General features: G+C 63.1%; 17 protein-coding genes. 12 read left to right on the forward strand and 5 right to left on the reverse strand.

Going from position 1 to position 13,378, the window contains the following annotated elements:
• Positions 1-50: 50 nt before the first annotated feature.
• The 6 genes from sufC (at position 51) to INT40_RS01515 (ending at position 5,427) form a co-directional block, all read left to right on the forward strand.
• A complete protein-coding gene (sufC, locus tag INT40_RS01490) occupies positions 51-809 on the forward strand; it encodes a Fe-S cluster assembly ATPase SufC (protein ID WP_101570256.1) in 759 nt (252 codons plus the stop codon).
• Positions 809-2,059: a SufS family cysteine desulfurase gene (locus tag INT40_RS01495; RefSeq protein WP_193095319.1), complete on the forward strand. Its 1,251-nt coding sequence runs from the start codon at positions 809-811 to the stop codon at positions 2,057-2,059. The genes sufC and INT40_RS01495 overlap by 1 nt, the downstream gene beginning before the upstream one ends.
• Before the next feature lie 10 nt (positions 2,060-2,069).
• On the forward strand, positions 2,070-2,537 hold the full coding sequence (gene sufU, locus INT40_RS01500; protein ID WP_101570254.1) for a Fe-S cluster assembly sulfur transfer protein SufU: 468 nt from the start codon (positions 2,070-2,072) through the stop codon (positions 2,535-2,537).
• A 2-nt stretch (positions 2,538-2,539) separates the two neighbouring features.
• Positions 2,540-2,875, forward strand: coding sequence for a metal-sulfur cluster assembly factor (locus INT40_RS01505; RefSeq protein ID WP_101570253.1), 336 nt, complete (start codon positions 2,540-2,542; stop codon positions 2,873-2,875).
• Between the two features lie 210 nt (positions 2,876-3,085).
• Positions 3,086-3,832: a ribonuclease H family protein gene (locus INT40_RS01510; protein WP_193095320.1), complete on the forward strand. Its 747-nt coding sequence runs from the start codon at positions 3,086-3,088 to the stop codon at positions 3,830-3,832.
• On the forward strand, positions 3,829-5,427 hold the full coding sequence (locus INT40_RS01515) for an ABC-F family ATP-binding cassette domain-containing protein (RefSeq protein WP_193095321.1): 1,599 nt from the start codon (positions 3,829-3,831) through the stop codon (positions 5,425-5,427). The genes INT40_RS01510 and INT40_RS01515 overlap by 4 nt, the downstream gene beginning before the upstream one ends.
• Before the next feature lie 82 nt (positions 5,428-5,509).
• On the opposite strand, the gene INT40_RS01520 is transcribed toward INT40_RS01515, so the two are convergent.
• From INT40_RS01520 to INT40_RS01530, 3 genes are read right to left on the reverse strand one after another with little or no spacing between them, the layout of a single operon-like run.
• On the reverse strand, positions 5,510-6,412 hold the full coding sequence (locus INT40_RS01520; RefSeq protein ID WP_193095322.1) for an SURF1 family protein: 903 nt from the start codon (positions 6,410-6,412) through the stop codon (positions 5,510-5,512).
• On the reverse strand, positions 6,412-6,624 hold the full coding sequence (locus INT40_RS01525) for a hypothetical protein (RefSeq protein WP_193095323.1): 213 nt from the start codon (positions 6,622-6,624) through the stop codon (positions 6,412-6,414). The genes INT40_RS01520 and INT40_RS01525 overlap by 1 nt, the downstream gene beginning before the upstream one ends.
• Positions 6,621-7,061, reverse strand: a complete 441-nt coding sequence (locus tag INT40_RS01530; RefSeq protein ID WP_193095324.1) for a DUF3099 domain-containing protein — start codon at positions 7,059-7,061, stop codon at positions 6,621-6,623. Before INT40_RS01530 ends, INT40_RS01525 begins: the two co-directional genes overlap by 4 nt.
• Positions 7,062-7,208: 147 nt before the next feature.
• Here INT40_RS01530 and INT40_RS01535 point away from each other — a divergent pair, with 147 nt between their 5' ends.
• The 3 genes from INT40_RS01535 (at position 7,209) to INT40_RS01545 (ending at position 9,307) form a co-directional block, all read left to right on the forward strand.
• A complete protein-coding gene (locus INT40_RS01535; RefSeq protein WP_101570247.1) occupies positions 7,209-7,919 on the forward strand; it encodes a beta-ketoacyl-ACP reductase in 711 nt (236 codons plus the stop codon).
• 97 nt (positions 7,920-8,016) lie between these two features.
• Positions 8,017-8,775 (forward strand): enoyl-ACP reductase FabI, encoded by a 759-nt coding sequence (gene fabI, locus INT40_RS01540; protein WP_193095325.1) that lies wholly within the window; start codon positions 8,017-8,019, stop codon positions 8,773-8,775.
• 22 nt (positions 8,776-8,797) lie between these two features.
• Entirely contained in the window at positions 8,798-9,307 is a 510-nt protein-coding gene (locus INT40_RS01545; protein WP_226830500.1) for a SixA phosphatase family protein, read from the forward strand.
• Positions 9,308-9,370: 63 nt separating this feature from the next.
• Here INT40_RS01545 and serB read toward each other — a convergent pair whose 3' ends face one another.
• Both serB and INT40_RS01555 read right to left on the reverse strand, forming a co-directional pair.
• Positions 9,371-10,024, reverse strand: coding sequence for a phosphoserine phosphatase SerB (serB, locus tag INT40_RS01550; protein ID WP_193095326.1), 654 nt, complete (start codon positions 10,022-10,024; stop codon positions 9,371-9,373).
• A 23-nt stretch (positions 10,025-10,047) separates the two neighbouring features.
• On the reverse strand, positions 10,048-10,782 hold the full coding sequence (locus tag INT40_RS01555) for a hypothetical protein (protein ID WP_193095327.1): 735 nt from the start codon (positions 10,780-10,782) through the stop codon (positions 10,048-10,050).
• Between the two features lie 44 nt (positions 10,783-10,826).
• Here INT40_RS01555 and INT40_RS01560 point away from each other — a divergent pair, with 44 nt between their 5' ends.
• From INT40_RS01560 to INT40_RS01570, 3 genes are read left to right on the forward strand one after another with little or no spacing between them, the layout of a single operon-like run.
• Positions 10,827-11,612, forward strand: a complete 786-nt coding sequence (locus tag INT40_RS01560) for an ABC transporter ATP-binding protein (RefSeq protein ID WP_193095328.1) — start codon at positions 10,827-10,829, stop codon at positions 11,610-11,612.
• A gap of 20 nt (positions 11,613-11,632) precedes the next feature.
• Positions 11,633-12,445 (forward strand): sulfite exporter TauE/SafE family protein, encoded by an 813-nt coding sequence (locus INT40_RS01565; protein ID WP_193070595.1) that lies wholly within the window; start codon positions 11,633-11,635, stop codon positions 12,443-12,445.
• A 4-nt stretch (positions 12,446-12,449) separates the two neighbouring features.
• Positions 12,450-13,364: a TrmH family RNA methyltransferase gene (locus tag INT40_RS01570; protein ID WP_193070514.1), complete on the forward strand. Its 915-nt coding sequence runs from the start codon at positions 12,450-12,452 to the stop codon at positions 13,362-13,364.
• Positions 13,365-13,378 lie beyond the last annotated feature (14 nt).

Genomic DNA, 13,378 nt, shown 5'->3' on the forward strand with positions numbered 1-13,378 from the left:
CAGCACGCTCAACTGATCACCACGCTTACCCTGAACTGAAAAGGATTGACATGTCCATTCTGAAGATCACCGACCTGCACGTCAGCGTCGAAACCGAAACCGGTCCCAAGCCGATCCTCAACGGCATCAACTTGGAGATCAACTCCAACGAGACCCACGCCATCATGGGCCCCAACGGCTCCGGCAAGTCGACTCTGGCCTACTCCCTGGCCGGTCACCCGAAGTACAAGGTGACCTCCGGCGAGGTCACCCTCGACGGAGAAGACGTCCTCGCGATGTCCGTCGACGAGCGCGCTAAGCACGGACTCTTCCTCGCCATGCAGTACCCCGTCGAGGTCCCCGGCGTGACCGTGACGAATTTCCTGCGCTCGGCCAAGACCGCCATCGACGGTGAAGCTCCGAAGCTGCGTCACTGGACGAAGGACCTCAAGTCCGCGATGGAGAAGCTGCGCGTGGATCCCGAGTTCGCCAGCCGCAACGTCAACGAAGGATTCTCCGGCGGCGAGAAGAAGCGCCACGAGATCTTGCAGATGGAGATGCTCAAGCCCAAGTTCTCCGTTCTCGACGAGACCGACTCCGGTCTCGACGTCGATGCCCTGCGCATCGTCTCCGAGGGCATCAACCGGGTGCGCGAAACGACGGATGTCGGCGTTCTCCTCATCACCCACTACACCCGCATTCTCAGCTACGTCAAGCCCGATCACGTCCACGTGATCATCAAGGGCAAGGTTGCTGAAGAAGGCGGACCAGAGCTGGCCGAGCGCCTCGAGAACGAAGGCTACGACCGCTTCCTGCAGGCCCCAGCCTGATGTTCTCTCGCCTGCGGAACGACTTCCCGATCCTGGACACCAGGATCGGGGAGTCGTCCCTGAGCTATCTCGACTCGGGCGCGACTTCCCAGAAGCCGCAGTGCGTCATCGACACGTTCACCGAGTACTACTCGCAGCGCAATGCCGCCGTCCACCGTGGAGCTCATTCGCTCGCGGTGATGGCCACCGACGCATTCGAGGCAGGCCGGGAAGCAGTGGCGAACCTCGTCGGCGGAACACCGGAACAGGTGATCTGGACGAAGAACGCCACCGAGGCACTCAATGTGGTCGCGCTGGGCATCGACCGAGCCAGCCATGGCTTCGGGGGACAGGCCGCACAGCGTTTCGCAGTGGGACCCGGTGACTCCATCGTCGTGACCGAGATGGAACACCACGCGAACCTCGTCCCCTGGCAGCAGCTGGCACAGTCCACTGGCGCCCAAATCCGTTGGCTTCCGGTCACGGATTCCGGGGAACTCGATCTCAGTAACCTGGATTCCATCGTCGACGAGACCACCAAGGTCTTCGCCTTCACCCACGTGTCGAATGTGCTCGGCACCATCAACCCGGTCGACACGCTCGTCGCTCGGGCCCGGCAGGTCGGAGCGCTCGTCGTTCTCGACGCCTGCCAATCCGTCCCGCACATGCCCGTGAACTTCGTCGACCTCGACGTCGACTTCGCCGCCTTCTCCGCCCACAAGGCGCTGGGACCCACCGGTCTCGGCACCCTGTGGGGCAGATCGGAGCTGCTGAATTCACTGCCGCCCGTGCTGACCGGCGGTTCCATGATCACCACGGTGACCATGGAAGGGTCAGAGTTCATGGATGCTCCGCAGCGTTTCGAGGCGGGCACACAACCTGTGGCCGAGGTCGCGGCATTTACCACCGCGGTCAATTACCTTGCCGAGGTGGGTCTGCAGAATATCTTCGATCATGAGCGCGAACTCGCCACCGTACTGCTCGATGGAATCGCCGAGATCCCCGGTATCACGGTTCTCGGGTCCGCCGAGAACAGGATCGGGACTGTGGCCTTCGACGTCGACGGAGTCCACGCCCACGATGTGGGTCAGTACCTCGACTCCCACGGAGTCGCAGTGCGGGTCGGGCATCATTGCGCGCAGCCTCTGCATCGACGCTTCGGCGTCACTGCCACGACACGGGCGAGCACCTACCTGTACAACAACACCGAGGACTGCGAACAGTTTCTGCACGCCCTGGGCGAAGTCCGCGGCTTCTTCGGAGTCGAGTGAGGGACGTTTCATGAGCACTCAGATGCAACAGCTCTACCAACAGGTCATCCTCGATCATTCCCGGGAGCGTGCTGGCAACTCCGATTTACTCGGCGACAGTGCTGCTGGGGCACACGGCTCCTCGCACCAGATCAACCCCACCTGTGGCGACGAGATCGAACTCGAGACCGAGATCGGCGAAGACGGCGGAATCGCCGTGCGCTGGACCGGTGACGGATGCTCGATCTCCATGGCCTCGGCCTCTGTTCTGACAGAGCTTGCTGCGGAGAACAGTGTCGAGGGCATGCTCGACATCGAAGCGAAATTCCACGAACTCATGCATTCTCGTGGAACAATGGCGGGAGATGAGGAAATACTCGGCGACGCTGCGGTGTTTTCCGGAGTGTCCAAGTTTCCGGCCAGGATCAAGTGCGCGCTCCTGTCCTGGGTCGCGTTCAAGGACGCACTCAACCAAGCCCAAACGTCTCTGAAGGAGTAAGAATGCCCGAAGTGATAGACGCACCGCAGAATGCCAGCATCGACGAGGTGCGCGAAGCGATGATGGACGTCATGGATCCTGAGCTCGGCGTCAACATCGTCGACCTCGGACTCGTCTACGGACTCTCCGTCGAAGACGACGGCACCGCCGTTGTCGAAATGACGCTGACGTCTGCGGCCTGCCCGCTGACCGATGTCATCGAAGACCAGACCGCTCAGTGCCTCGAGGGCATCGTGCCGGCCTACCGGATCAACTGGGTCTGGATGCCGCCGTGGGGTCCCGACAAGATCACCGAGGACGGACGCGAACAGATGCGTGCCCTGGGCTTCAACATCTGAGCTTCTGATTGCTGCCGACGTCCCCGCGGGGACGTCACACCCTCACCTCGCCGAGGTGGGAGCGCCGATTCCGGTGCCCCCACCTCGGCGATGTTCATGACGGGGTCCCTCGCCTGCGGGACCGTAGGGGGTTGTGGAGATCACCTGCCCTGAATGCAGGGGCTCACGCTCGGCATGAAAGAATGAAAGCCGACTTTCCTAGGAGAACCATTGACGATCATCGCGGCCGCAGACGGGTCAGCCCTCGGCAACCCCGGACCCGCAGGCTGGGCCTGGTACGTCAACGACGACTGTTGGCACGCCGGCGGGTGGAAAGAGTCGACGAACAACCGTGGTGAACTCATGGCCGTCCTCGACCTCCTGAACTCCACAGCGGAAGCCGATGAGGACCTCAAAGTCTTCTGCGACTCCAAGTACGTCATCAATGCACTCACGAAGTGGATGCCCGGCTGGAAGCGCAAGGGGTGGAAGAAGGCTGACGGCAAGGATGTGCTGAACAAGGACCTCCTCGAACAGCTCGACTCCGCGCTCAAGGGCCGCGAGGTCGAATTCGAATGGGTGAAAGGCCACTCCAACCACGCCATGAACGAAGCGGCAGACGACCGCGCGCGGGCCGCAGCCACCTCGTATCAGAAGAACACCTCGGTGCCGGCCGGACCCGGATACGTCCCCGTGGGGACGACGGAGTCGATCACCGCACCCTCCGCACCAGTGTCTTCCGCACCCGCGGCACTGATCGCGGAAGACGACCGGAACGGCGTAAAGGACCGGGCCGCCGAAGGGAGCCGAGACGCCGAGGCTCCGGCAGCCGAGGGTTCGGCGGCGGCGACCACGCTCGTCTCCTGTCGAGTACCCACCTACATTGCAGACGAACTCGTCAAGCGGGCACAGTCTCAGGGAATCCACCCGCAAGAATTCTTGGCCGATATCATCGGTCGCAGTTTGGAGAATGAATGATTCAGGCATCCGACCTCGAAGTCAACGTCGGCGCCCGTACGCTGATGTCCGAGGTCTCCTTCCGCGTTGATAAGGGCGACCGGGTCGGCCTCGTCGGACGCAACGGGGCGGGCAAGACCACCCTGACGAAGGTGATCATGGGTGGCCACAGCGCCGCGAAGGGCAGCGTGTCCGTGTCCGGGTCGGTGGGCTACCTGCCTCAGGATCCCCGCAGCGGTGACCCACAAGCCACCGGCATGGAGCGGATCCTCTCTGCTCGCGAGCTCGACGTTCTCGTCAAGCGTCTGCGCAAGGCAGAGAACCAGATGGCCTCTCCTGACGAGAATGTTTCGACGAAGGCTCTCGATCGCTACCCGCGCATCGAAGCCGCATTCATGGCTGCCGGCGGCTACTCGGCGGAGTCTGAGGCCTACGCGATCGCTGCCAACCTCGGCCTCGACGAAGATCTCATCAACCAGGAGATCGGCACCCTCTCGGGTGGTCAGAGGCGCCGTGTGGAACTCGCCCGCATCCTCTTCTCAGCCCCGGACACGATGATCCTCGATGAGCCGACGAACCACCTCGACGCGGAATCCGTGTTGTGGCTGCGCGACTACCTCAAGGGCTACTCCGGCGGGCTCATCATCATCAGTCACGACCTCGACCTCATCGACGAAGTCGTCAACAAGGTGTTCTTCCTCGACGCGACCCGGCAGACGATCGACATCTACTCGATGGGCTACCGCCTCTACCTCAAGCAGCGCGAAGACGACGAACGTCGACGCCGTCGTGAGCGCGCCAATGCCGAGAAGAAGGCGTCTGCCCTGCACGCCCAGGCGAACAAGATGATGGCGAAGGCGACGAAGACCGTGGCCGCCCAGCAGATGGCCAAGCGCGCCGACCGTCTGCTATCGGGACTCGATGCCGAACGCAGTTCAGAGAAGGTCGCAAACCTGCGGTTCCCAGCCCCAGCCGACTGTGGACGGGTGCCACTGACGGCGGAGGGCCTATCTCGCAGCTTCGGGTCTACAGAGGTCTTCACCGGCGTCGACCTGGCTATCGACAAAGGCTCACGCGTGGTCATCCTCGGCTACAACGGTGCAGGTAAGACAACGCTGCTGCGCCTGCTGGCCGGTCTCGACGAACCCGACTCGGGTGAGGTCGTCCCCGGCTTCGGTCTTAAGCTCGGCTACTACGCGCAGGAACATGAGACGCTCGACCTGGACCGCAGCGTGCTGGAGAACATGAAGCGCAATTCTCCGCACCTCGATGACACCGCTGTGCGCAATGTGCTCGGTTCGTTCCTGTTCTCCGGCGATGACGTGCACAAGCCTTCGAAGGTGCTCTCCGGTGGTGAGAAGACTCGTCTGGCGCTGGCCACTCTCGTGGTCTCCAGCGCCAACGTCCTCCTCCTCGATGAGCCGACGAACAACCTTGACCCGGCCTCTCATGAGGAGATCCTCTCGGCGATTCGCCGCTATGAGGGGGCCATCATCCTCGTCACACACGATGAGGGCGCGGTCTCCGCGCTCGACCCCGATCGTGTGCTGCTGCTTCCAGATGGCGACGAAGATCTGTGGAACGACACCTACCTGGACCTCGTCACGCTTGCCTGACACGGAATCAACTGGCCTGACGTTGAATGTCGCGGCCCCCTGAGCATTGCGCTCAGGGGGCCGTTTTCATGTGATTCCTCGCTCAGCTGTGCCTGAACCGGTCCTCGATGAACGCGTCCTCTTCAGCCTCATCGTGACCGTAGATCTTCGCCGATCCCAAGCGGTTGCGCCCGTAGCGGTTGCCGGGTTGGGAGATCTTCGCACCCGCACCCAGAGCCGCCTTGTCGACCACGACGTACTCGACGTCGCCGGTGAATTTCTGGGCCGCCTCGGCGTCGGCTCGTCGTTCTCTCCTAGCGGAGATCGACACGGCGATGATTATCATGATGCCGAAGGTGAACCACTGGAGCATGTAGGACAGGTGGTTGCCCGGATCGAGGTCGGGTGCGGGCAGAGGCATCAGGCCGTTCTCGTCGGGCTGGCCGCTCCCGGTGTGCACGGCCTCCGCATAGACGTTGTCGTACGCTGAGTCCATGCCCGGGATGCGGGCGGGATCGATCGCCTTGATCAGCCCGTCCGGATTGTTGTCCTTGGATCCGTCTTGAGCAGGTTGCAGGCGGGCTTTGATGGTCTGTTCTCCGGTGGGGGCCGGCGGGGCGTCTTCGGGTTCGGAGACCCAGCCCCGCACGATTGCGATCGTTTCTCCGGTTGTGAGTTCGAAGGGAACGACGGCGTAGAAGCCCACCTTGTCATTGACCGTGCGGTTGCGAGCGAAGACGGTATCGGATTCCAGATAGTGGCCGGTCAGGGACACCTGACGCCACTCATCGTCCTCATCGAGGTGCGCCGAGGTGGAGCCCAGGATGCTCGTGATGTCGACTGGTGCGGACGAATAGTTCGCATTGACCGTGGCGATCTCGTGTTGCCTCTGGTCCTGACGGTCCTTCTGCCACAGGGCCAGGAAGACGCAGGCGATGACGACGATGATCGTCATGGCGATATACTTCAGCCAGCGTGCGCTGAAGAGGAAGGAATAGCGAGACATCAACCGGCATCCTCCGGGATGTCGTTGATGTCAACGTCGCTGATGTAGAAGCTGCGCAGGGTGAGGAACTCACGCAGATAGTCGAGATGTTCTTCACACGCCAGCCAGGTCTTGCGGCGTTTGGGCATGTGCAGGCTGGGATTGTTCCACAGGATTGCGCGGGTGGCATCTGCCCTGCATGCCTTCGCCGAGCACTGGAGCTTCTCGGTCAAGTCTCATCACCTCGAGTCGGGTCTGCATGTGGTGTTTCATCGGCTGCCCCGGTCTCTTCGGCTGACGCAGCGTCATCGGCCTCACCGGGAATCGTGTCCCCAGGGATCGTCTCCCCGGAGATCGTGTCACTGGAGATGGTCTCTCCGGTTGCCGGCGGCAGCTCGGGCATCGGTGCCCCGTCAAGCAGTGCGGCGGCGTCATCGTTGGTGCGTTCCCGGCCGGCGTTGGCGAAGATCACGGCAGGGTAGGGGAGGATGACAGCACCGCCGACGCAGATCCACATCAGCACCGTCAGATCCGCCCGGAACATGAAATAGGCGGCCACGAAGCAGAACGTTCGAATCCCCATGGTGATCGAATATTTGATGATCCGCGACTTCATGTCGTCATCAAGGGCGGTGTCTGCCGTGGTGATCTGCTGCGGGTGCTTAGACATAACCTTCTTCGCTCGATTACTCCTACAAAATCATACTCTTCGTTTGTGTGAGTCGTATCGACACCCGTCGGTTCACGATAGGTTAGTGACGGTAAGTTTGATCTCAAGAGTCGATCAATCTGTATTGTCCACCAACAGGAGAGATTCGTGTCAGAACCACGCATAGTCCTCGTGACCGGAGGAAACCGCGGAATCGGCCGCACCATCGCCGAGGAATTCCTCGCTCAGGGCGACAAAGTCGCCGTAACCTCCCGCAACGGAGACGCACCCGAAGGTGCTCTGGCCGTGTCCGCAGACGTCACCGATACAGCTTCCCTCGATGCGGCCTTCGCAGAGATCGAAGAGAAGCTCGGCCCTGTCGAGGTGGTCGTGGCCAACGCCGGCATCACCCGCGACAATCTGCTCATGCGCATGAGCGATGAGGAGTTCGAAGCGGTCGTCGACACCAACCTCACCGGAACCTTCCGCACCATCAAGCGTGCCATCACCGGAATGATCCGGGCGAAGAAGGGCCGCATCGTGCTCATCTCCTCCGTGTCCGGACTCTACGGAGTCCCCGGTCAGGCGAACTATTCGGCGTCGAAGGCCGGACTTGTCGGTCTGGCCCGCTCGGTCACCCGTGAGCTGGGATCGCGCGGCATCACCGCCAATGTCGTTGCCCCGGGCTTCATCCGCACAGACATGACGGATGAGCTGCCGGAGAAGCAGCAGAAGGAATACCTCGCGACGATTCCCGCGAAGCGATTCGCCGAGGCGAGCGAGGTCGCGAAGGTCGTGCGCTGGGTGTCCTCGGACGAGGCCGCATACATCTCCGGTGCCGTCATTCCCGTCGACGGCGGACTGGGGATGGGGCACTGAGCCCCGTCAACATCTAGACTTCACACCAAGGACGGCGTCTCCAAAGGCGTCGACGACAACGATTTCACCCACGTTTGAACAGTTTGAAAGGACCACAATGGGAATTCTTGACGGAAAGCGCATCCTCGTCACCGGCGTTCTGACCGAGGCATCCATCGCCTTCGCCGCCGCCCGCATCGCACAGGAGCAGGGTGCCGAAGTCATCCTCTCCAGCTTCGGCCGCCAGATGAAGATCACCCAGGTGATATCCGAACGTCTGCCCGAGCCCACCAAGGTCATCGAGCTCGACGCCACCAACGAAGAGGACCTCGAGGCACTGCCCGAGCGCCTCGAAGGCAACATCGACGGTATCGTCCACGCCATCGCCTTCGCCCCCAAGGACGCGCTCGGCGGCGTGTTCCTCGACACCCCCTGGGACTCCGTGTCCGCAGCGATCCAGGTCTCCGCGTTCTCGCTCAAGGCCATCACGGTCGCCGCAAAGCCCGTGCTCAACAAGGGAGCCGGTGTTGTCGGACTGACCTTCGACGCGACCATCTCCTGGCCGGTCTACGACTGGATGGGTGTGGCCAAGGCCGCCTTCGAGTCGACTGCCCGTTACCTCGCGAAGTACGTCGGCGAGGACGGAATCCGCGTCAATCTCGTCTCGGCCGGACCGCTGAAGACCACCGCCGCCACCTCGATCCCCGGCTTCGGAACGCTTGAAGACATGTGGGGCGACCGCGCACCGCTGGGCTGGGACCAGAAGGACACCACCCCTGCGGGCAAGGCGATCGTCGCCCTGCTCTCCGACTGGTTCCCCGCCACCACCGGCGAAATGGTCCACGTCGACGGCGGATTCCACTCCACCGGCGCCTGAGCCACCCACCGAACCGGAGACGATGACGATGCCTGTGCTCATTCTCGCCCGCCATGCGAAGGCCGAGGCCGAGGGCCCGACGGACTTCGAACGCTCGTTGAGTGCCAACGGTCTGGCTCAAGCTGTCGAAGCCGGAGCCGAGATCGCCGAGCGCTGGTCACCAGACGTGGCCATCGCCTCGGCGGCCAGGCGCACCGTCCAGACGGGACAGGCCGTGGTCGAAGCCGTCAACCGGCACAACGGGGAACCCGAAACGGGTGTCGGCCTCGAACTGCGCCAGGACGAGTCCCTCTACAACGGAGGAGTCGATGACTGGGTCGACGCGATCAACTCGATCCCGGCCGATTCTCAGTGCGCCTATATCGTGGGCCATCAGCCCACCGTCGCCGAGGTGCTCGGCCACCTGAGCCCCGCCACCGGGGTTCCGGATGCGTTCCGTCCCTCCTCGCTCGCGATCTTCGACCTCGAGAGCTGGGACGTCGAGCCTGGGAACTACCCCGCACCCGAACTGCGGGTCTTCCTCGGCGTGTGAACGCCTACACAGGCGAAGAACCAGGTGCCTCAACGAGATTCAGGCACCTGGTTCTTTTTCACATCACACCTGAGCGCGTTCCTCGATGAGGGTCAGCACCTCACGCAGATCACGCTTGTTCACCGCAGCGTCGGCGGCGGCCACGAGGGCCGGCTTCGCACAGAAGGCCACACCCAGACCCGCCGCCTGGATCATTCCGATGTCGTTGGCGCCGTCGCCGATGGCCACGGTTCGTCTCGGATCGCAGTCATATTTTTGTGCGAGCTGTCCGAAGATCTCGGCCTTCGCACTCGGATCGATGACCCGACCGCTTGTGGCTCCGGTCAACCGGCCGTCCTCGGACTCGAGTCCGTTGGCAAACACCTCGGTGATGGCCAGGCTCTTGGCAACAGGGGCGATGATCTGAGTGAAGCCGCCGGAGACCAAGGCGACGACGCCACCGTCGGACTGGACGGCGGCCACCACTTCCCGAGCGCCCTGGGTCAGCGTGATCTGTGCGCGCACCTCGTCGAGAACGGTCACCGGCAGGCCGTTGAGCAGGGCCACTCTCTCGGCCAGGGAAGCGGCGAAGTCCAACTGGCCGGCCATGGCACGTTCCGTGATCTCGGCCACCTGGTCGCCGACATTCGCGTGGACGGCGATGAGGTCGATGACCTCCTCATTGATGAACGTCGAATCGACGTCCATGACCAGCAGCTGGATTGAGTTCTCTGGCATCGGGGTTGCGGAGTCTGAGTCATTCACCCCTTCATCGTAGCGACAGCCATGATGTAGTCGGCGGCCGCAGGGTGAAGGCGTGAGAGCAGATCGCCGAAGGCTGGTGGCGCCACTGTGGCTGGAGCCAGCACAGTGCGCATCCTCTCGTGGATGTCGAGGGAGGCATAGATGGCTCGAGCGTCGGCGACGGACGGGATGAGCCTCGAGATCGGGTGGTGCATGCTCAGCTCCTCCTGCCAATCCCGCCACGGCCCCTCCCTCCAGTCGGCCGGAACCTCGATCGTTTCGATGAGGTTCAGACCCTCCATGACGAGCAGCCGCAGGCGGCGCAGCGCCTCGGCGGGTGTTCCGACCGTGACCGGGCGAAAGACCGTGTCCCGGCAGGCGATGACCTCGATGTTCGCCTCGGCGCCGAGGAGGGCCACCGCAACCTGGTGGGAGCCGGAATGGAGGACGATCGGGGCACTGTGGCGACCGACCCTGAGCCGGTCGACCTTGTCCACGGGAGGCGTCGTATGCGGCAGTGAAGGATGGTGCAGGGCCAGCCGGGCATGCGTGATCCCGGCCGCCGCAGCCTCGGCGGTGAAGAGCAGCAGTCCGGTCGGTGGCGAGGTGCCGAAAACTTCGTCGGCGACGATGAGAGGGACATCACGATCGTCGTCGAGAAAGGCGGCACTGACCTCGTCTGGGGCGAGGCTGGAGTGCAGGCGATGGTTCATCGCCAGGGTCAGCAGCAGTGAGTCGGTAGTCAAGTCCATGTCGAACCAGAATAGACGCCGAGCCTGCGATAGAGTTGGCTGATATGAGTGATGTCCTGACTTTGGATTCTGTTTCCGTGCGCCGAGGAGCCAATTTCCTCCTCCAAGATTTTTCCCTGACCGTCTCCGAAGGTGAGCATTGGGCCGTCCTCGGACCCAACGGCGCCGGGAAGACGACGCTGCTGGAATTGGCCGCAGGACGAATGCACCCGACGACCGGTTCCGTCGGAATCCTCGAGGAGCGCCTCGGGCGCGTCGACGTCTTCGAGCTGCGTCCGCGCATCGGCTATGCTTCGACGGCCCTGGCCAACCGCATTCCTCTGGCCGAGGCTGTCCTCGACACGGTCCTGACCGCCGCCTACGGCGTCACCGGTCGTTGGGTCGAGGAATACGAAACCGATGACATCGAACGGGCCAAGGACCTCCTCGGAGCGTTCAACATCAGCCACCTGGCAGATCGCACCTTCGGCACCCTGTCAGAGGGCGAGCGCAAGCGTGTGCAGATCGCACGTGCGCTGATGACGGACCCTGAGCTGCTGCTCCTCGACGAGCCCGCTTCTGGGCTCGACCTAGGCGGACGTGAAGAGCTCTTGGCAGCACTGACGGAGATTCTGTCCTCGAAATGGGCCCCGGCGACGATCATGGTCACCCACCACGTCGAGGAGATCCCTGTCGGCATCACGCACGTGCTGCTGCTGGCCGAGGGCACTGATATGGCTGCCGGGCCCATCGATGAGACCCTGACGGCCGACAACCTCTCTGCGACCTTCGGTATCGACGTCAAGCTCACCCGCGACGGGCAGCGTTTCCACGCCCGATCCCAGTACTGAGCATGGACCCAGTTCTCGGAATGGAACTGTGGCAGATTGCGCTGATCGTCCTCGCCGGAATCGCCGCGGGCGGAATCAACGCCGTCGTCGGCTCCGGCACTCTCATCACCTTCCCGGTACTCGTGGCTTTCGGTGTGCCACCGGTCGTGTCGACGATGAGCAACGCGGTCGGACTTATCCCCGGCAATATTGCCTCGTCCTTCGGCTATCGGGAAGAGCTGAAGGGCCAATGGCGGCGGATCCTAGGCTTCGTGCCTGCTTCCATCCTGGGCTCGCTGACCGGTGCTTATCTGCTGCTCCACCTGCCCGAAGACGCCTTCGAGACGATCGTCCCGGTCCTCCTCGTCGTGGCCCTCATCATGGTCGTGGGTCAGCCTGCACTCTCCCGCCACCTCAAAAACCGTTCCGTGCGCCGCGCCGAAAAGGCGGGCAAGGAGCATGTGCCGGCCTCGGTCGGTGACACGCTGACCACCGGCCGCTATATCCTCGTCCTGGTCGTCGTCTTCCTCACCGCGATCTACGGGGGCTACTTCGCCGCCGCCCAGGGGATCATCCTGATCGCTCTGCTCGGCCTCCTCCTCCCCGATGACCTGCAGCGTCTCAACGGACTGAAGAACGTCTTGGTCCTCGTCGTCAACACGGTCTCGGCCAGCACCTACATCATCGTCGGCCACGACCGGATCAACTGGATCGCCGTCATCTGCATCGCCATCGGCTCCCTCATCGGCGGCTACTTCGGTGCCAGGGTGGGACGGAAATTCTCGCCCGTCCTGCTGCGCTCCGTCATCGTCATCCTCGGACTCGTCGCCATCTGGCGCATCCTCACCCTGTGATCGTATGAATACACCGGCCAAGGCACCACTGACACAGCAACAGGTCATCGACCGTGCCGCCGAACTCGGCATCACTGCCGAGCGTCTACGGTTCTTCGATGAGGGAACGGTGGCCACCGACAATGCCACAGGCGCTGGGGCCTCTCCGGCCGACCTCCACGACTACACTCAGCTGACCGATGTCGGCCTGCGCAGTGTTCGCGAACCGGCCGAGGGCCTGTTCATCGCCGAATCCTCGAAGATCATCCGCCGTGCCCACGCCGCAGGCATGGTTCCCCGGTCGTACCTGACCAGCCCCAAATGGCTCTTCGACCTAGCCGACCTCATCGCCGCCAATGATGCCCCGATCTTCATCGGCACCGATGCCGCAGTCGAATCCCTCACCGGCTTCCACCTTCACCGAGGTGCTCTGGCCGCGATGCACCGACCGCAGCTTCCCAGCGTCGCCGAGCTCGTGACCGATGCTCAGCGCATCGTCGTCATCGAGGACGTCGTCGACCACACGAACATCGGCGCCATCTTTCGGTCAGCCGCAGCCTTCGGCGTCGATGCCGTCCTGGTGACGCCCAGGTGCGCCGACCCGCTCTACCGTCGTTCGATTCGTGTCTCCATGGGCACCGTGTTCCAGGTCCCATGGACTCGGATCGAGTCCTGGCCGGCAGGGGTTGATGCCCTGCGTGAGCTCGGTTTCCACGTCGCTGCGCTGGCTCTCGAACAGGATTCTGTGGCCATCCGCGATTTCGCCGCCGACGCTCCCGAACGCACCGCGATCGTCTTCGGCACCGAGGGTGACGGTCTGCGCCGATCGACGATTGCCGCCTGCGATTCGACTGTCATGATCCCGATGTCTGGGGGAGTCGACTCGCTTAACGTCGCAGCCGCCTCGGCGGTGGCCTGCTTCGCCCTGCAGGAAGACTGACCTCGTGTCAGAGG

The sequence above is a fragment of the Brevibacterium sp. FME17 genome (assembly GCF_014897515.1).
Taxonomy (GTDB): Bacteria; Actinomycetota; Actinomycetes; order Actinomycetales; family Brevibacteriaceae; genus Brevibacterium.